Source organism: Agromyces salentinus, from assembly GCF_009749395.1.
Classification (GTDB): domain Bacteria; phylum Actinomycetota; class Actinomycetes; order Actinomycetales; family Microbacteriaceae; genus Agromyces; species Agromyces salentinus.
Window position 1 is genome coordinate 74,333 of the sequence record NZ_WBIR01000015.1, and the last position, 17,504, is coordinate 91,836.

At 71.2% G+C, this 17,504-nt stretch carries 14 protein-coding genes; 1 reads left to right on the forward strand and 13 read right to left on the reverse strand.

Annotated features, from left to right (window positions below):
* Positions 1-20: 20 nt before the first annotated feature.
* The 13 genes from GQQ95_RS14000 to rsmI all read right to left on the reverse strand — a co-directional run bounded on the left by GQQ95_RS14000 (position 21) and on the right by rsmI (position 15,672).
* Positions 21-1,925 carry an ABC-F family ATP-binding cassette domain-containing protein gene (locus GQQ95_RS14000; protein WP_157428285.1) on the reverse strand — a complete coding sequence of 635 codons (1,905 nt, stop codon included), beginning with the start codon at positions 1,923-1,925 and terminating at the stop codon, positions 21-23.
* Between the two features lie 85 nt (positions 1,926-2,010).
* Positions 2,011-2,937, reverse strand: a complete 927-nt coding sequence (locus GQQ95_RS14005; protein WP_157428286.1) for a 4-(cytidine 5'-diphospho)-2-C-methyl-D-erythritol kinase — start codon at positions 2,935-2,937, stop codon at positions 2,011-2,013.
* Positions 2,938-2,941: 4 nt separating this feature from the next.
* The gene (gene rsmA / locus GQQ95_RS14010) at positions 2,942-3,823 is read right to left on the reverse strand and encodes a 16S rRNA (adenine(1518)-N(6)/adenine(1519)-N(6))-dimethyltransferase RsmA (RefSeq protein ID WP_212275460.1); all 882 of its coding nucleotides are present in this window, start codon (positions 3,821-3,823) and stop codon (positions 2,942-2,944) included.
* A 63-nt stretch (positions 3,824-3,886) separates the two neighbouring features.
* The gene (locus tag GQQ95_RS14015; RefSeq protein ID WP_157428287.1) at positions 3,887-4,810 is read right to left on the reverse strand and encodes a TatD family hydrolase; all 924 of its coding nucleotides are present in this window, start codon (positions 4,808-4,810) and stop codon (positions 3,887-3,889) included.
* Positions 4,807-6,366, reverse strand: coding sequence for a methionine--tRNA ligase (gene metG / locus GQQ95_RS14020; RefSeq protein ID WP_157428288.1), 1,560 nt, complete (start codon positions 6,364-6,366; stop codon positions 4,807-4,809). The genes GQQ95_RS14015 and metG overlap by 4 nt, the downstream gene beginning before the upstream one ends.
* Before the next feature lie 41 nt (positions 6,367-6,407).
* Complete coding sequence (locus tag GQQ95_RS14025) at positions 6,408-7,535, reverse strand: NADP-dependent oxidoreductase (protein ID WP_157428289.1); 1,128 nt, start codon at positions 7,533-7,535, stop codon at positions 6,408-6,410.
* A gap of 119 nt (positions 7,536-7,654) precedes the next feature.
* A complete protein-coding gene (locus tag GQQ95_RS14030; RefSeq protein ID WP_246205512.1) occupies positions 7,655-8,701 on the reverse strand; it encodes a LacI family DNA-binding transcriptional regulator in 1,047 nt (348 codons plus the stop codon).
* A 90-nt stretch (positions 8,702-8,791) separates the two neighbouring features.
* Positions 8,792-10,231: a GH1 family beta-glucosidase gene (locus GQQ95_RS14035; RefSeq protein ID WP_157428291.1), complete on the reverse strand. Its 1,440-nt coding sequence runs from the start codon at positions 10,229-10,231 to the stop codon at positions 8,792-8,794.
* 1 nt (position 10,232) lies between these two features.
* The gene (locus tag GQQ95_RS14040; RefSeq protein WP_157428292.1) at positions 10,233-11,162 is read right to left on the reverse strand and encodes a carbohydrate ABC transporter permease; all 930 of its coding nucleotides are present in this window, start codon (positions 11,160-11,162) and stop codon (positions 10,233-10,235) included.
* Entirely contained in the window at positions 11,159-12,154 is a 996-nt protein-coding gene (locus GQQ95_RS14045) for a carbohydrate ABC transporter permease (RefSeq protein ID WP_157428293.1), read from the reverse strand. Before GQQ95_RS14045 ends, GQQ95_RS14040 begins: the two co-directional genes overlap by 4 nt.
* 87 nt (positions 12,155-12,241) lie before the next feature.
* Positions 12,242-13,531 carry an ABC transporter substrate-binding protein gene (locus GQQ95_RS14050; RefSeq protein WP_157428294.1) on the reverse strand — a complete coding sequence of 430 codons (1,290 nt, stop codon included), beginning with the start codon at positions 13,529-13,531 and terminating at the stop codon, positions 12,242-12,244.
* 147 nt (positions 13,532-13,678) lie between these two features.
* On the reverse strand, positions 13,679-14,716 hold the full coding sequence (locus tag GQQ95_RS14055) for a Gfo/Idh/MocA family protein (protein WP_157428295.1): 1,038 nt from the start codon (positions 14,714-14,716) through the stop codon (positions 13,679-13,681).
* A 134-nt stretch (positions 14,717-14,850) separates the two neighbouring features.
* On the reverse strand, positions 14,851-15,672 hold the full coding sequence (gene rsmI, locus GQQ95_RS14060; RefSeq protein WP_157428296.1) for a 16S rRNA (cytidine(1402)-2'-O)-methyltransferase: 822 nt from the start codon (positions 15,670-15,672) through the stop codon (positions 14,851-14,853).
* A 64-nt stretch (positions 15,673-15,736) separates the two neighbouring features.
* Between rsmI and GQQ95_RS14065 the strand changes: the two genes are divergently transcribed.
* Positions 15,737-17,485, forward strand: coding sequence for a dolichyl-phosphate-mannose--protein mannosyltransferase (locus GQQ95_RS14065; RefSeq protein WP_157428297.1), 1,749 nt, complete (start codon positions 15,737-15,739; stop codon positions 17,483-17,485).
* Positions 17,486-17,504 lie beyond the last annotated feature (19 nt).

Below are 17,504 nucleotides of genomic sequence, written 5' to 3' on the forward strand. Positions count from 1 at the left end.
GCGTCACAGGATCTGCGACGTCAGGCTTCGAGGGTCTCAGATACTTCGAGCCAGCGCGTCTCGAGGTCGGCGACGGATGCCTCGAGCGCACGCAGCTCGTCGCCGAGCGCACCCAGTCCGACGTAGTCGCTCTGGTCGTGCACGGCGAGCTTCTCGTGCGCACGGGCGATCTCGGCGCCGAGCTTCTCGAGCTTGCGGTCGATCGAGGCGAGCTCCTTCTCCGCGGTGCGCCGCTCGGCGCCGGCGAGGCTCGCTGCGGCGGGGGCCGTCGATGCGCGGGACGACGACGCGGAGTCGCCGTCGCCCGAGGCGGCCGCAGTGGTCGGTGCCGCTCCGGAGGACTCGCCCTGCGAGGTGCGCCCGGCCGCGGCATCCGCCCGGCGGGAGGCATCCGTCGCCTTGCGGAGCTCGAGGTACTGGTCGACGCCGCGCGGGAGGTCGCGCAGGTGCCCGTCGAGGATGGCGAACTGCCGGTCGGTGACGCGCTCGATGAGGTACCGGTCGTGCGAGACGACGAGGAGGGTGCCCGGCCAGGTGTCGAGGAGGTCCTCGATGGCCGCGAGCATGTCGGTGTCGAGGTCGTTCGTGGGCTCGTCGAGGATCAGCACGTTCGGCTCCTGCAGGAGGATCAGCAGGAGCTGGAGGCGGCGCTTCTGGCCGCCGGAGAGGTTCTTCACCGGCGTCGAGAGCTGTGCGTTCGTGAATCCCAGGCGTTCGAGCAACTGGCCGGGCGTCATCTCCTTGCCGCCGACCTCGTAGCTCGTGCGCTGCTCGGCGACGACCGCCGAGACGCGGTGCTCGGACCATTCGGTCAGCTCCGCGAGCTCCTGGCTGAGGGTCGCGATGCGCACGGTCGACCCGCGCTTGACGCGACCGGTCGTCGGCTGCACCGCGCCCGTCACGAGGCCGAGCAGGGTCGACTTGCCGGCACCGTTCACGCCGAGGATGCCCGTGCGCTCGCCGGGGGCGATGCGCCACTCGAGCTCGTGCAGCACCGTGCGGGTGTCGGGCGCCCCCGGTGCGGCATCCGCCACCGGGAAGGTGACCGAGACGTCGATGAGGTCGACGACGTCCTTGCCGAGCCGCGAGACCGCGAGGCGATCGAGTTCGACCGGGTTGCGCACGGGCGGCTCGTTCTCGATGAGCTCGTTCGCCGCGTCGATGCGGAACTTCGGCTTCGACGTGCGGGCCGGTGCACCGCGGCGCAGCCACGCGAGCTCCTTGCGCATGAGGTTCTGCCGCTTCGCCTCGGATGCCGCCGCCATGCGGTCGCGCTCGACGCGCTGCAGCACGTAGGCCGCGTACCCGCCCTCGAAGGGCTCGACGATGCCGTCGTGCACCTCCCACGTGTCGGTGCAGACCTCGTCGAGGAACCACCGGTCGTGCGTCACGACGACGAGCGCGCCCTGGCCCGTGGCCCAGCGCTGCTTGAGGTGCCCGGCGAGCCAGGCGATGCCCTCGACGTCGAGGTGGTTCGTCGGCTCGTCGAGGAACACGACGTCCCAGTCGCCGACGAGCAGGCCCGCGAGGCCCACGCGCCGACGCTGGCCACCCGAGAGGCTCGCGATCTGCGCGTGCCACGGCACGTCGGCGAGGAGCCCGCCGATGACGTCGCGCACCTTCGGGTCGCCGGCCCACACGTGCTCGTCGATGCCGCCGACGACCGCCTCGGCAACCGTGAGGCCCGGGTCGACGACGTCGGACTGGTCGAGCATGCCGATGCGGATGCCGCGGCGCATCGTCACGCGCCCGCCGTCGGGCTCGATGCGGGCCGAGAGGAGCTTCAGGAGCGTGGACTTGCCGTCGCCGTTGCGGCCGACGACGCCGATGCGGTCGCCCTCGTCGATGCCGAGGGTGACCTCGTCGAAGACGGTGCGCGTCGGGAACTCGAGGTGCAGGCGCTCCGCGCCGAGAAGATGTGCCATGTCCCGTCGAGCCTAGCCGCCGCGCCTGTGCGCTCGGTCCGGCGGCCGGCCGCGCTGCCTCGGGCGAGGGGCCGACGGCCGGCGCTCAGCGCGGGAGCACCCTCGCGCCGTGCACCGCGCCGTGCACGTGGATCGCGTGGAGCCTGGCGGCGGAGAGGGCAACCTGCAGTTCGAGGGCCTCGTCGGTGTCGGCCGCGAGGAACGCCACCGTCGGCCCCGAGCCGGAGACGAGGCCCGCGAGGGCGCCGTTCGCCATGCCCAGCTCGAGGATGCCGCCGAGCCCGGGCGCGAGCCGGAGCGCGGCCTCTTGGAGGTCGTTGTGCAGCGCGGTCGCGAGCAGGCCGGGGTCGCCCGCCCGGAGCGCCTGGAGCACCTCGGCGTCGACGACGGGAGACGCCGGTGCGTGACGGCCCTCCTCGGCTCGAAGCCGGTCGAGCTCGCCGTACACGCCGGGCGTCGAGAGCCCGAACTCCGCGACGGCGAGCACCCAGTGGAAGGACCCGGTGGCGAGCGCCGGGCTCAGGCGATCGCCCCGACCCGTGCCGATCGCGGTGCCACCGGCGAGGGAGAAGGGCACGTCGGCGCCGAGCTGCGCCGCGAGCGCGAGCAGCTCCTCCTTCGGCATGGCCGTGCCCCAGAGCGCGTCGCACGCGACGAGGGTGGCCGCGGCATCCGCGGACCCGCCGCCCATCCCCCCGGCGATGGGCACGTGCTTGTCGATCTCGAGCCGCACGCCGCCGCGCACCCCGGTCGCCCTGGCCAGCAGCTTCGCGGCGCGGATCGCGAGGTTCGAGGAGTCGGTCTCGAGGCCGGAGGTGTCGACGCTGCCGCCGAACGCGACGCTGAACTCGTCGTCGGGCCAGGCCCGCACGTCCTCGTAGAGCGAGACGGCCTGGTACGCCGTCGCGACGTCGTGGTAGCCGTCGGGCTGCACGCCGCCCACGCGCATGAACAGGTTGATCTTGCCGGGCGCGCGAACGTGCACCGACTCCTCGGACCAGGCGATCGTCATGCGCTCACGACCCCGCGGCGACTCGGGCGATGCGGAGGAAGTCGTCGACGACGAGCTGCTCGCCGCGGGCCTGCGGGTCCACGCCCGCACCGACCAGCAGTTCGCTCGCAGCCGCAGCCGACCCGCCGAGCACGCCCGACAGCGACTGGCGGAGCATCTTGCGGCGCTGCTGGAAGGCCGCGTCGATGAGCGCGAAGGTCGCCCGCCGCTCCTCGACCGTGCCGGGCTGCTCGCCGCGGTCGAAGCCGACGAGCACGGAGTCGACGTTCGGGATCGGCCAGAAGACCATGCGCGAGACCTGGCCGGCGGTGCGCCAGGATCCGTACCAGGCGGCCTTGAGGCTCGGAGCCCCGTAGACCTTCGAGCCGGGCTCCGCCGCGAGACGGTGGCCGACCTCGGCCTGCACCATCACGATGCCGGACTCGAGCGACGGGACGTGCTCGAGCAGGTGCAGCAGCACCGGCACCGAGACGTTGTAGGGCAGGTTCGCCACGAGCCGCACGGGGTCGCCCGGCAGCTCGGTGACGCGGAGCGCGTCGGCGGTGATCACCGTCAGCGACGTGCCCGGCTGCATGATGTCGGCGGTGTGCGGCAGCTGCTCGGCGAGCCGCTTGTCGATCTCGACGGCGATGACGTCGGCGCCCGCTTCGAGGAGCCCGAGCGTCAGCGAACCGAGGCCCGGACCGATCTCGAGGACGGTCTCGCCGCGCTGCACGCCCGCCGTCTGCACGATGCGCCGGACGGTGTTGCCGTCGTGCACGAAGTTCTGGCCGAGCTTCTTCGTCGGCGTGACGTCGAGGAGCTCGGCGAGGTCGCGGATCTCCGCGGGACCCAGCAGGCGCGCGATCGTCGGCGCACCCTCGGCCTCGTGCCGATGCGCGTTCATGTCGCGGCCCCGGTGCGCGCCGCGAAGCCCGCACGCCCCTGCACGACCCGACCGTTCAGCCGTTCACTCCCCCACACGGGCATCATCCTCCCACGCGCCGTACACGCGACGCGTGTTCGACGCGAGATCTGCGCTCAGCTCATCGATGGGGACGCCGAGCACCCCGGCCATGAAGCGCACCGTGTGCGGCACCAGGTACGGCGCGTTCGGGCGCCCGCGCAGCGGCACGGGCGTGAGGTACGGGGCATCCGTCTCGACCAGGATGCGATCGCGCGGCGCGACCCGCAGCGCCTCCCGGAGGATCTCGGCGTTCTTGAACGACACGTTCCCGGCGAACGAGAGGTACCAGCCCTCGGATGCCGCGAGCCGCGCGAGCTCCTCGCCGCCCGAGAAGCAGTGGAAGACGGTTCGCTCGGGCGCGCCGACGCGCCGCAGCGTGGCGACCACGTCGTCGTGCGCGTCGCGGTCGTGGATCTGCATGGCGATGCCGTGCCGCTTCGCGATCTCGATATGCGCCTCGAAGGAGCGGAACTGCGCCGGCCGGCCGTCATCGCCCGTGCGGAAGAAGTCGAGTCCGGTCTCGCCCACGGCACGCACGCGCGGCCGGGCCGCGAGCTCGTCGATGACCGCGAGCGCCTCGTCGAGGGTTCCGGCCGCCTCGAGTTCGGGCGCCTCGTTCGGGTGCAGGGCGACCGCGGCCAGGAGTCGCGGCTCGCGCGCGGCGACCTCGGCCGACCAGCGGCTGGTCGCGACATCCGTGCCCACCTGCACCGCACCGATCACGCCGACGGATGCCGCGCGCTCGAGGTGCTCGTGCACGTCGAGCGGCAACGCGCCGTCGGCGATCTCGAGGTGGGTGTGGTTGTCGTACACGCCGACCGCGAGGGGCTCGGGCAGCGGCGGGTACTCCACCGGCCGGCCGCCGTCGCCGCGGACGCGCAGGTGGTCGGGGCTCACCGCGCCCGGCTCGCCGTGCTGCTCGCTCATTCAGCCGTTTCGATACGGGGGAAGAGCGCCTCGAGGGGCGCGACCTGCGAGCCGACGGCCCACGCGTTCGCGCGATCGATGCGCTGCTCCTGGACGGTGCCCGGTGCGCCGAGTGCGGTCCAGAGCTTGGCGGTGGCCTTGGGCAGCACGGGCGAGAGCAGCACGGCGAGGGTGCCGAGGCCGTGGTACGCGGTCGCGAGCACGGTCTCGAGGCGCGCACGGTTCGCCGGGTCCTTGGCGAGCACCCACGGCTCCTCGCTCGTGATGTACCCGTTCAGGGCGTCGACGAGCTCCCACACGGCGGCGATCGCCTCGTGGATCGCGATGCGGTCGATCGCCGCCCACGAGGCATCCGTCACCCGCTGCTCGATCGCCGTGATGGCCTCGTCGGCCGCCGTCGGCGCCGTGGCCGACGGCACGACGCCGTCGCAGTACCGCGTGATCATGGCGATCACGCGCGACGCGAGGTTGCCGAAGCCGTTCGCGAGTTCGGCCTGGTACCTGGCCGAGAGGTCCTCCCACGAGAACGAGCCGTCTTGACCGAACGCGATCGCGCGCAGGAAGTAGTAGCGGAACGCGTCGGAGCCGAACGTGTCGGTGATCTGCTCGGGGGCGATGCCCGTGAGCTTGGACTTGGACATCTTCTCGCCGCCGACGAGCAGCCAGCCGTGCCCGAACACGCCGCGCGGCACGTCGAGCTCGGCGGCCATGAGCATGGCGGGCCAGATCACCGCGTGGAAGCGCAGGATGTCCTTGCCGACGATGTGCTGCGCAGGCCAGCGGCTCGCGAACTCCTCGTCGTCCTCGCCGTAGCCCACGGCGGTGATGTAGTTCAGCAGCGCGTCGAACCAGACGTAGACGACATGCGACTCGTCCCACGGGACCTTGACGCCCCAGTCGAAGGTCGAGCGCGAGATCGACAGGTCGGACAGGCCGGAGCGCACCCAGCCGAGCACCTCGTTGCGCGCCGACTCGGGCTGCACGAAGTCGGGCCGTTCCTCGTACAGGGCGAGCAGGCGCTCGGCGAACGCCGAGGTGCGGAAGAAGTAGTTCTTCTCGTGCAGCAGCTCGACGGGCTTGGAGTGGATCGCGCAGACCAGCTGGCCCTCGTACTCGCCGGTGCCGGGCACGAGGTCGGACTCCTGCTTGTACTCCTCGCAGCCGACGCAGTAGTAGCCCTCGTACTCGCCCGTGTAGATGTGGCCGTCGTCGTAGAGCTTCTGGAGGAACTTCTGCACGTTGCGCTCGTGCCGCTCGTCGGTCGTGCGGATGAAGTCGTCGTTCGCGATGTCGACCGTCTCGAGCAGCGGTACCCACGCCTCGGCCACGAGCTTGTCGGCCCACTGCTTCGGGGTGACGCCATTCGCCGTGGCGGTGCGCAGGATCTTCTGGCCGTGCTCGTCGGTGCCGGTCAGCGACCAGGTGCGCTCCCCCGCCTGGCGGTGCCAGCGCGCGAGCACGTCGGCAGCCACCTCCGTGTACGCGTGGCCGATGTGCGGCACGTCGTTGACGTAGAAGATGGGCGTGGTGACATAGAACGAGGAGCCTTCGGCCATGCGCTCAATCCTACGGGCGAGCGGATGCCGCTCCGGCCGCGTTACAGCATGGTCGGATGCAGGCCGGGGCCGTCCTCGCCCGAGGTCTGCTCGACTCCGTGCTCGCGCGCCTCGCGCCGCCGCCGCCGCACGCTGCCATCGCCCACCGCGGCCGGCACCGCCTCCTCCACGTCGAGGCGATCGTGCTCGGTCGGGACGCCGATCGTCACGTCCTGCTCCTTGAGCTCGGGCTCCCTCGACTTCTGCATCGGGTAGTCCACGACGCGCATGCCCAGCACGATCTTGCCCGGCGCCTCGCGGCGCTCGAGGGCGCGGTACGCGTCGGCGACCTTCTCGAGCGGGAAGACGTCGGCGATCGGCAGGCGCAACCGTCGGGCGGACACGAGCGCCGCGATGCGCCCGAGTGCCACGATGTCGCCGGCTCCGGCCCGGACGGCCTCATCGCGCTCGATCGCGTCCCAGTCGGTGAGCGTGAAGACGCGCGACGGCGGGATGCCGAGCGCCCTGGCCTCCTCGGCCTGCTCTCCGAGGAAGTCGAGGAACACGTTCGCCGGGTGCGGCGCGACCTCCCGCACGCGATCGGCCAGGTCGGGCCCGTATGGGAGCGGGATCACGCCGAACTGCCGCAGGAAGTCGAAGCGCATGTCCGGCGCGGTGCCGATGACCGCGGCGCCGCGCAGGCGCGCGAGCTGCGCGGCGAGGCATCCGACCCCGCCGGCGGCGGCCGTGATGACGACCGTGTCGTTCGGGCCGAGGTGCAGCCCCTCGACGATCGACCAGGCGGTGGTGCCCGCCGTGTACAGCGACCCGGCGACCTCCCAGGACAGGGCCGACGGGCGTTCGAGCAGGTTGGCCTCGGGGACGACGACGTGGGTCGCCTGTGCGCCGCGGTCGACGAAGCCCATGACCTCGTCGCCGCGCCCGAGGCGGACCACGCCGGGACCGGTCGCGATCACGAGGCCCGCGAGGTCGCGCCCCTGGGATGCCGGTGGCTCGACGTGCCATCGCTCGGGATGCTCACCGCGCCGCACCGCGCTCTCGACCGGGTTGAGGCCCGCCGCGTAGACCTCGACGAGCACCTCCCCCGGACCGGGCTCGGGCGTGGGGATCTCCGCGATCTCGAGCACCTCGGGACCGCCGAATGTCGCGAACCTGACTTCGTGGGCCATGTCGCACCTCCTCGTGCGTGTCCTCCCATTCTCCGCCACATCCCCCGAAAAGGGGACACCGATCTCGGAGGGAGCAGCCGCGGCCGCCGCCGCCCGCCGCCGGCCGCTGCCGTCAGGCGTCAGGACGCGCTGGAGTCGCGCACGACGAGGTCGATCGGGATCAGGGTCTCGGCCCCGATCTCCGCGCCCTCGATGAGGCGGATGAGCGTTGCGACCATCGTGGCGCCCTTGTCGGAGGTGTGCAGGTCGACGGTCGTCAGCTGCGGCACGGTGTTCGTCGAGAAGACGTTGTTGTCGAGGGTCGCGATGGCCACGTCGCCCGGCACCCGCCGACCGTGCGCCTTCAGCACGGGGAGCGCGCCGGAGGCCATCTGCGCGGATGCGACGAAGACGGCATCGAACGGGGTCGCACCCGCGAGGAGGCGCTCGGCCGCCGCCGCGCCACCGGCCGGGGTGTAGTCGCCCTCCTCGCAGCCGGCGGGCTCGAGTCCGGCTGCGGCGAGGACCTCGCTCCAGCCCTGCAGTCGTTCGCGACCCGCGGACGTGCTCAAGGGCCCGGTGATCGTCGCGATACGACGGCGCCCACGGTCGACGAGGTGCTGCGTCGCGAGCGCGGCCGCCGCGACGTTGTCGACGTCGACGCTGCGGACCTCGGCGTCGAACGCGGCGTCCAACTCGCCGGGCGGCCGGACGCCGAACACCACGGGCAGTGTCCGCGACAGCTCGAGGTAGGCCGACGACGCGCTGTGGTGCGACAGGATGAGCGCGCCGTCGACGTTGCCGCGCCGCAGGAACTGGTGCGTCTTCTCGGGATCCTGCTCGGACTCGATGAGCAGCGTCAGCGAGTAGTCGCTCGACGAGGCGTACATCGCCGCACCCTGGATGACCTCGGCGAAGTACGGATCTGCGAAGAACTCGGCCGTGCGCTCGGGGATCATCATCGCGATGGTCTGCGTCTGGCGGCGGACGAGGCTGCGGGCGGCCCGGTTGGGCACGTACCCGAGCTTCGCGATGGCGTCGTTCACGCGCGCCACCGCGCTCTCGGTGACCTGGGGCGACCCGTTGATCACGCGCGACACCGTCGAACTGGAGACGCCGGCCAGGGCCGCGACCCCCTCGAGGGTCGGGCTCAGGGCCGGCGCCTTGCGGCGCGTCTGCGTCGTCACGTCTCGTCTCCTGCCGCCCGTCGGGGCGCTTCGGGTGCTTCCTCCGTCGGAGGTGGCACCTTCACCGTACGACAACATCCGCGCCGCGCCTCACTCCGGGATGACGTGCCCGTCGATGAGGCGGGCCACCCACAGCCCGCTGTCCTTGATCGTGCGACGCTGGGTCTCGTAGTCCACATGCACGATGCCGAAGCGCTTGCTGAATCCGTAGCCCCACTCGAAGTTGTCCAGCAGCGACCAGACGAGGTATCCGCGCAGGTCGACGCCCTGCTCCATCGCCCGGTGCGCGGCCGTGAAGTGCCGCCGCAGGTAGTCGACGCGCTCGTCGTCGAAGACGCGGTCGCCGATCACCTCGTCGGCGAACGCGGCGCCGTTCTCGGTGATCATGAGCGGGAGGTCGGGGTGCTCGCGGCTCAGCGAGAGCAGCAGGCCCTCCAGCCCGTCGGGGGCGATGTTCCACCCCATCGCCGTGTACGGGCCCTCCTGGTGGAGGAACTCGACCCCGTCGCTGCCGGGCCACGGGGAGCCCCCGACGTCCTTGTGGCCGTCGGCGCGTTCACGCGGCGACACCCCGTCCCACATGCGCACCCGGGTCGTCGAGTAGTAGTTGACGCCGAGGAAGTCGAGCGGCTGCCGGATGATCTCCGTGTCGCCCGGGAGGACGAACGACCAGTCCGTGACCGAGGAGGTGTCCTCGATGAGGTCGACGGGGTACCCGCCGACGAGCATCGGCTGGGTGAAGGAGCGGTTCGCCAGCGCCTCGATGCGGCGCACGGCCTCCGCGCTCCCGTCGCCGTCGCCGCGGACGACGTGGAAGTTCAGCGTGACCGAGACCTCGGCCTGCGGGACGACCTCGCGGAGCACCTGCACGGCGAGGCCGTGCGCGAGGTTGAGGTGGTGCATGGCCGCGAGCGCCGCGGCGCCGTCGGTGCGGCCCGGCGCGTGCGCGCCCGACCCGTACCCGAGGAAGGCACTGCACCACGGCTCGTTCAGCGTCGTCCACACGGGGACGCGATCGCCGAGCGCCTCGGCGACGTGTCGCGCATACTCCGCGAAGCGATACGCGGTCTCGCGGTTGGTCCAACCACCGGCATCCTCCAGCGCCTGCGGGAGGTCCCAGTGGTACAGCGTCGCGATCGGGCGGATGCCGCGGGCGATGAGCCCGTCGACGAGACGACGGTAGAAGTCGAGCCCCGCCTCGTTCACGGCTCCGGAGCCGGTCGGCTGGATGCGCGGCCACGCGATCGAGAAGCGGTACGCCTCGAGGCCGAGTTCGACCATCAGGTCGAGGTCCGACTCGAGTCGGTTGTAGTGATCGTCGGCGACGGCGCCCGTGTCGCCGTTCACGATCTTGCCCGGCGTCGCACTGAACGTGTCCCAGATAGACGGACCGCGCCCGTCGGCCGTGGCGGCGCCCTCGATCTGGTACGAGGCCGTGGCGGAGCCGATGAGGAACCCGGTCGGGAACTCGAGTCCGGAGTCCCGGTAGTCGGGGCTCTCCCTGGTGCGTGTCGGAGTCTCGATGGTCATGTCAGCCTTTCACTGCGCCTTGCATGATGCCCGCCACGAGCTGCTTGCCCGCGACGAAGAAGAGGATGAGGAGTGGGATCACCGACAGCACGGCGCCCGCGAGCACCATCGCGTTGTCGGGGTTCTGGCCGCCGCTGGCGCTCAGGGCCGCGAGGGCGGTCTGCACGCTGGGGTTTCGCGGGCTCAGCGCGAGGCTGGGCCAGAGGTAGTCGGTCCAGGCGGCCATGAAGGTGAAGAGGGAGAGCACGGCCATCGCGGGTCGGGCTGCGGGGAGCGCCACGTGCCGGAACGTGCCCCACATGCTGGCTCCGTCCATGCGGGCGGCCTCGATGAGCTCGTCGGGGATCACGTCCACGAGGTACTGGCGCATGAAGAACACGCCGAAGGCGGTGACCATGCCGGGCACGATGACGGCCTGGAGGGTGCCGATCCACTGCCATTCGGCCATGAGCATGAACAGCGGGATGATGCCGAGCTGCGTCGGGATGGCCATCGTGGCGATCACCGCGAGCAGCAGGCCGGTGCGCCCGCGGAAGCGCAGCTTGGCGAACGCGTACCCGGCCAGCGTCGAGAAGAACACCACGGAGACGGTGATGGCGCCCGAGATGAGGATGCTGTTCAACAGCCCCTGGAGGAACGGCACCGTCTCGAGGGCCTTCATGGCGTTCGAGAGGAAGTTCGGGCCCGGGAGCACCGCGGGGGGCACCAGGTTCGTGTCGGACGACTGGCGGCTGCCGATGACGAACGACCACCAGAGCGGGAACGCGGAGCCGACGAAGAACGCGATGAGCAGCGCGTAGGTGAGGACGCCCGGACGTTCATAGGCGCGCTTGCGCTTCGCTCGGCGCTCGGCGTCGACGACGCGACGATCCTCGAAGGAAGGCGACTTCGACGGCTTCGGCGTCTTGGGCGACGTGACGGTGGCGGTCATGACTCTCCCTGCTGCGCGCCGATGGAGGCGGCGCTGATGCGGGCCGGTTTCACGTCGGCGGTGCGGATGGCGCGGGTGATCGCGTAGCTGATGAGCCCGACCAGCACGATGATGAGGAACAGGATCCAGGCGGTCGCCGAGGCCTGGCCGAAGTCGCGCCGCGGGAACGCGAGCTCGTAGAGGTACAGCACGATCGTCTGGAACTGGCGGTCGCTGCCGCCGTACGTCCGTCCGTCGAAGAGCCGCGGCTCAGTGAAGATCTGCAGGCCGCCGATGGTCGCGGTGATGACCACGAAGATGAGCGTGGGCCGGATCATCGGGATCGTGATGGACCAGAAGCGGCGGATCTTGTTGGCGCCGTCGAGCGCGGCCGACTCGTAGACATCGCGCGGCACGGCCTGCATGGCGGCCAGGAGCAGGAGGGCGTTGTAGCCGGTCCAGCGCCAGTTCACCATGGTGGCGATCGCGATGTGGGAGGGCAGCACGTCGAATGCCCAGCGGATCGGCTCCAGCCCGAACAGCTCGAGGAGCCCGGCGATGGGGCCGTGGTACTGGTTGAAGATCTGGAGGAAGATCACGGTGACCGCGACCGGCGCGACGATGTACGGCAGCAGGATGCTCATGCGCCAGAAGGTCTTGCCGCGGATCGCCTGGTCGAGCAGCGCCGCGATGCCGGTGGCGATGACGAGCTGCGGGATCGCCGACAGCAGGAAGATGCTGACGGTGTTGCCGAAGGCGTTCCAGAAGAAGGGGTCGCTGAGGATCGAGACATAGTTCGCCAGGCCGACGAACTCACCCTGGCCCTCGAGCAGATGCCAGTCGTAGAGCGAGACGTTCAGCGTGTACGCGATCGGGAAGACGCCGATCAGGGCGAACAGGACGAAGAACGGCGCGACGTAGAGGAACGGGGAGAAGGTGTAGTCGAAGCGACTGACCTTCTGCCGGAACGTCAGTTCCGAGCGGGCCGGTCGACCCAAGGTGGAGGTGGTCATCGTTGAGCCAATCCGCGAGACGATGAATGGAGCGGTGGAGGGTTGTGCGCGGGCGGCTCGACGCGTGGTGCCGAGCCGCCCGACGGATCAGCCGACGATCTGGTCGAGCAGCTCCATGGCCTCATCCCAGGCTTCGTCGGGGTCGGTGACCTCGCCCTGGCTGACCCGGTCGAAGACCGGGCCGAACACGTTGTCCTGGATGTTGGAGTCCTCGGGGCCCTTGACCTGGGCGATCACGCCCTCCGAGCGTGCCGCGAAGATCTCGCCGACGGGAGCGTCGTTGAAGAAGGCGCTCGTGGTGTCGGCGACGAGCTCCTGGCCCTCGGGCGTGCTCGGGAACGGGCCGGCGAGCTCGAACGAGGCGGCCTGCTGCTCGGGGGCGGCGAGCCAGAGCGCGAGCTTGGCGGCCTCCTCCTTGTGCTCGGACGACTCTGCGACGCCGAGGAACGCGCCGCCCCAGTTGGCCGCGCCGCCGGGGAGGACGTCGGCGAAGTCCCAGCCGCTGTCGGTGGTGCCCTCGTCGTAGTAGCCCTGCACGATGCCGAGCATCCAGCTCGGGCACATGTAGACGGCGAAGTCGCCGGCCTTGGCCTCGGGGCCGACCTCCCAGCCGGGGAGCCCTGCGCCGAGCTCGTCGTTCTCGGCCTCGACGATCTTCGTGAACTGGTCCTTCAGCACGTCGTTGCCCTCGATGTTCAGGGTCTCGCCGTCCTTCTTGTAGTACCCCTCCTCCTGCTGGTTCACGAAGGAGTTCCAGAAGAAGCGTGGGCTGTGGTAGAACGCCTTCCCGGAGTTGTCGACGTACTCCTGGCCGACCTCGAAGAATCGGTCCCACGTGGCGTCGTCGCCGCCGAAGTACTCGGCGACCTCGGTGCGCTCGCTGGGCAGCCCCGCGGCCTCGAACAGGTCGCCGCGGTAGCAGAGGCCCTGCGGGCCGATGTCGAGGCCCGCGCCGATGACCTTGCCGTCGGTGGTCGTGCCCTGGTCGTACTTCCAGTCGAGCCAGGAGTCCTTGACGTCCTCGATGCCGTAGTCGCGCAGGTCGACGAACGAGTCGTCGGGGATCGTGCCGAGCCAGCCCTCCTCGATGGCCACGATGTCGCTGAGGCCGGTGCCGGCCGCGATCTTGGCGTACGCGTCGTCACGGGCCGCACCGCCGCCCTCGAGATTCGTCGCCTCGATCGTGACGTTGGGGTTCTCCTCCATGTACTGCTCGTAGTTGGCGTCGACGCCCATCGTGCCGAAGGTCGTGATGGAGAGGGTGACCTTGTCGTCACCGCCGCCCTCACCGCCTCCGGTCGAGCAGCCTGTCGCGATGAGGGCCAATGCTGCGATGCCCGCGACGGACGCGGCGATCCTGGTTCGTGATGAGTTCACGGTCACTCCCTTGTGTGCGTGGTCCTAGGTCATGGGAACGCTCCCACAGAACACTCATGGGAACGCTCCCACGAGTTCGACGCAACCATACCCGGCCGGTCGATCGCCCGTCAAGAAGAATTTGGGCGCGCTCCCATCCGCGTGGAATCAGGCCTCGACGACTCCGAGCTGAGCGCGGGCCGCGTCGATCACGGTCATGACGTCGATCGTCGTCTGCAGCGGATGCAGCGGCGATTCCGTGAGGCCGTCGGTCACGTGCCGGGCGACCGCGGCGGCCTGCCACGCCATGCCCTCGCGGAAGCTCAGGCCCGATGGGTCGTCGTACCTCGCGCGCGGCTCGCCGCCGGCGGCGACCACCAGCTCGAACCCGCCGGGAGCCACGAACGACGGGTCGATGTCGAGGTTGCCGAGCGAGCCGGACACCGCGGCCCGACCGGGCGAGGACACCTGCAGGCTCGTGCTGAGCACGGCCTGCGCATCCTGCGGGTACGCGAGCACGATCGCGCTCTGCACGTCGACACCGCTCTCGGCGAGCGTGCCCCGCGCCGTCACGGAGCTGGGAGCACCCAGCCAGAGGTGGCTCAGCCAGACCGAGTAGACGCCGATGTCGAGCAGGGCGCCCCCGCCGAGGCGCGGATCGAAGAGGCGCCCGCCGGGCTGCGCCGTGAAGCCGAGGTCGGCCGTGACCAGGCGCACGTCGCCCAGCACCCCGTCGTCGCGCAACTGCACCATCACGTCGGTCTGCGGCAGGAACCGGGTCCACATCGCCTCCATGGCGAAGACGCCGGCCGCGCGGGCGGCGTCGCGGATGGTGCGCGCCTCGTCGGCCGAGAGCCCGATCGGCTTCTCGATGAGCACGTGCTTGCCCGCGCCGATGGCGTCGAGCGACAGCCGGAGGTGCTCGCTGTGCGGCGCGGCGACGTAGACGATCTGCACGTCCGGGTCCGCGTACAGGTGCGCGTACTCGCCATGGCTGCGGGCGATGTCGTGCCGACGGGCGAACTCGGCCGCGCGTTCGGGCGACCGGGAGGCGACCGCGACTACGCGCTGGTCCGTGTAGGCGTGCAGGGCGTGCACGAAGTCGGCCGCGATGCCGCCAGGGGCCACCACGCCCCAGCGGAGCACGGGGCCGCCTCGCAGCGGCTGCGAGCGCGGGGAGGGCAGGGCGTGGGTCGAGAGTGTCATGGGGCCCGAACCTACTGCACCGATGCGGGCCGGTGCGGACGCGCGCACGTCGCCGGTGACCGGCTCGGCAGCGCCGCAGACCGGCGGTCAGCGCGTCGGCGGGTCAGCGCGTCGGCGGCGTCAGCGCGTCGCGGTCAGCGGGTCCTCGACGCGAGCGCCGCCTCGTAGAGGTCGCGCTTGCCGAGCCCCGTCTCCGCGGCCACGAGCGAGGCCGCATCCTTCAACCGGGTGCCGGATGCCGCGAGCTCGAGCACGCGGTCGAGGGCGGTCGCGGCATCCGCCTGCCGCTCCGCCGCACCCTGCACGACGATGCAGATCTCGCCGCGCACGCCGTCGGCCGCCCACTCGGCGAGCTCCCCGAGCCCGCCCCGGCGAACCTCCTCGTGGAGCTTCGTGAGCTCCCGGCACACCGCCGCCGGACGATCGGCACCGAAGGCCTCGGCGAGCGCGGTGAGGCTCACCGCGAGGCGCGACGGCCCCTCGAAGAACACGAGCGTACGGCGGTCGCCCGCGAGCTCGGCGAGACGCCTGGCGCGCTCCCCTGCCTTGCGGGGCAGGAACCCCTCGAAGGAGAACCGGTCGGTCGGCAGTCCGGCGACGGCGAGAGCCGTGATCACCGCGCTCGGGCCCGGGATCGCCGTGACCTCGACGCCGGCCGCCACCGCAGCTTGGACGAGCGGGTAGCCGGGGTCGGAGACGGTCGGCATGCCGGCGTCGCTCAGCACGAGCAGGTCGACCTCGCGCGCGAGCTCGACGAGTTCGGCGGCCTTCGCACGCTCGTTGTGCTCGTGCAGGGCGATGAGGCGGGGCCGGTTCGTGATGCCGAGCCCGGCGAGCAGCCGCTGCGTGACGCGTGTGTCCTCGGAGGCGACGACGGTCGCCTCGGCGAGGGCCTCGCGCAGTCGGACCGACGCGTCGCCGAGGTTGCCGATGGGCGTCGCCGCGAGGATGATCATCCCCCCAGTCTCCCGCACCACGGGGTCGACGCCCATCCGGTCCGGCTCGGTTACTCTGAAGCCCATGACTTCAGAGACGGATGCCGCCCCCACGGCACCCGCCGCGACCGTGACGCCCGGGGCATCCGAGGTCCCCGCGACGTCGGCGACCGGGGCCCCGCAGGAGGCCGCAGCCGGTGCTGTCGGCGCCGAGGCCGACGAGCCGGGGGCGGGCCCGTCGAGCGAACCGCCGACGGACCGGGAGCCCGCGCCGCACGGGACCCGCCTCGACGCCTGGTGGTCGCGCACGCTCTCGACCCCGCGCCGTCGCGCGCTCTGGTACTGGGGCGGCCCGGTGCTCGTCACGCTCCTCGCCGCCGTGCTGCGGTTCTGGAACCTCGGCCACCCGCAGGCGATCGTGTTCGACGAGACGTACTACGTCAAGGACGCCTGGACGCTGCTGCACCACGGCTACGAGACGAGCTGGCCCGAGGGCGCCGACGAGGCCTTCTCGAGCGGTGACACCGACTCCTTCCTCGAGGACCCGTCGTACGTGGTGCACCCGCCGCTCGGCAAGTGGATGATCGCGCTCGGCATGCTCCCGTTCGGCGCCGACAACGCGTTCTGGTGGCGTGCCTCGACGGCGCTCGCCGGCACCGCCGGGGTGTTCGTGCTCATGATGCTCGCCCGCCGGCTCTGGCCGTCGACGATCGTCGCCGTGATCGCGGGCCTGCTGTTCGCCGTGGACGGCAACGCGATCGTGATGTCGCGGGTCGCGCTCCTGGACAACTGGGTGATGATCTTCGCGCTGCTCGGCGTCTGGTTCGTGCTGCTCGACCGGTCGTGGGCACGCGAGCGGCTCGAGCGACGGCTCGACGCCTCCCGGCGGGCCGGCCACGACCCGCACTACGGGCCGGCGCTCTGGGCCAGGCCCTGGCTCATCGCGGCCGGTGCCGCCTTCGGCGCGGCATCCGCCGTCAAGTGGTCGGGCATCTGGTTCCTCGCGGCGTTCGGCATCTACCTCGTCATCGTCGACGCCCTCGCGCGGCGCCGTGCGGGGGTGCCGCTCTACGCCACGGCCGCGATCCTCAAGCAGGCGCCGGTCACGTTCCTGCTGTACGTGCCCGTGGCCTTCGTCGTCTACCTCGCGTCCTGGACCGGTTGGCTCGTCACCGACGGCGGCTACGACCGGCACTGGGCCGACGATGCGGCCAACCGGGCGACCGGGTTCTTCGCCTGGGTGCCGACGGCGCTGCAGAGCCTCTGGCACTACCACCAGTCCGCGTACCAGTACCACGTGGGCGTGCATTCGGAACATCCGTGGCAGGCGAATCCGCTGACCTGGCTCGTCATGGGCCGGCCGACCAACATGTACTTCGCCTCGACCGAGGACGGCTCGGGCGGGTGCGGCACCGAGACGTGCTGGTCCTCGATCATGGGCATCGGCAACCCGATCATCTGGTGGGCCGCGGCGCTCGCCTGCCTCTACCTCGTGTACCGGCTCGCCAGGTACCGCGAGTGGCAGGTCGGGCTCATCCTGCTGGGCCTCGGCGCCGGCTACCTCCCGTGGCTCATGTACCTGGACCGCACGGTCTTCCAGTTCTACTCGATCGCCTTCGAGCCGTACCTGATCCTCGCCCTCGCGGCCGTGGTGAGGCTGGTGCTCGGCCGACCCGACGACGTGTGGTGGCGCCGCGAGCGGGGCATCGCCACGGTGGCCGTCTACCTCGTGTTCGTGCTGCTCGTGTCGCTGTTCTTCTACCCCCTCTGGAGCGGCATCCCGATCACGCCCGACTACCGCCAGCTGCACTTCTGGCTCCCGAGCTGGGGCTGATTCCGGGCCGCGGCATCCG

Bases quoted from the DNA above. Each gene is read 5' to 3' on its own strand.
- GQQ95_RS14040 (WP_157428292.1), bottom strand. From the start codon at position 11,162: ATGACCGCCACCGTCACGTCGCCCAAGACGCCGAAGCCGTCGAAGTCG.
- GQQ95_RS14025 (WP_157428289.1), bottom strand. From the start codon at position 7,535: ATGGCCCACGAAGTCAGGTTCGCGACATTCGGCGGTCCCGAGGTGCTC.
- rsmA (WP_212275460.1), bottom strand. From the start codon at position 3,823: ATGAACGCGCATCGGCACGAGGCCGAGGGTGCGCCGACGATCGCGCGC.
- GQQ95_RS14015 (WP_157428287.1), bottom strand. From the start codon at position 4,810: ATGAGCGAGCAGCACGGCGAGCCGGGCGCGGTGAGCCCCGACCACCTG.
- GQQ95_RS14000 (WP_157428285.1), bottom strand. From the start codon at position 1,925: ATGGCACATCTTCTCGGCGCGGAGCGCCTGCACCTCGAGTTCCCGACG.
- rsmI (WP_157428296.1), bottom strand. From the start codon at position 15,672: ATGATCATCCTCGCGGCGACGCCCATCGGCAACCTCGGCGACGCGTCG.
- GQQ95_RS14055 (WP_157428295.1), bottom strand. From the start codon at position 14,716: ATGACACTCTCGACCCACGCCCTGCCCTCCCCGCGCTCGCAGCCGCTG.
- GQQ95_RS14035 (WP_157428291.1), bottom strand. From the start codon at position 10,231: ATGACCATCGAGACTCCGACACGCACCAGGGAGAGCCCCGACTACCGG.
- GQQ95_RS14065 (WP_157428297.1), top strand. From the start codon at position 15,737: ATGACTTCAGAGACGGATGCCGCCCCCACGGCACCCGCCGCGACCGTG.
- metG (WP_157428288.1), bottom strand. From the start codon at position 6,366: ATGGCCGAAGGCTCCTCGTTCTATGTCACCACGCCCATCTTCTACGTC.
- GQQ95_RS14045 (WP_157428293.1), bottom strand. From the start codon at position 12,154: ATGACCACCTCCACCTTGGGTCGACCGGCCCGCTCGGAACTGACGTTC.
- GQQ95_RS14005 (WP_157428286.1), bottom strand. From the start codon at position 2,937: ATGACGATCGCCTGGTCCGAGGAGTCGGTGCACGTTCGCGCGCCCGGC.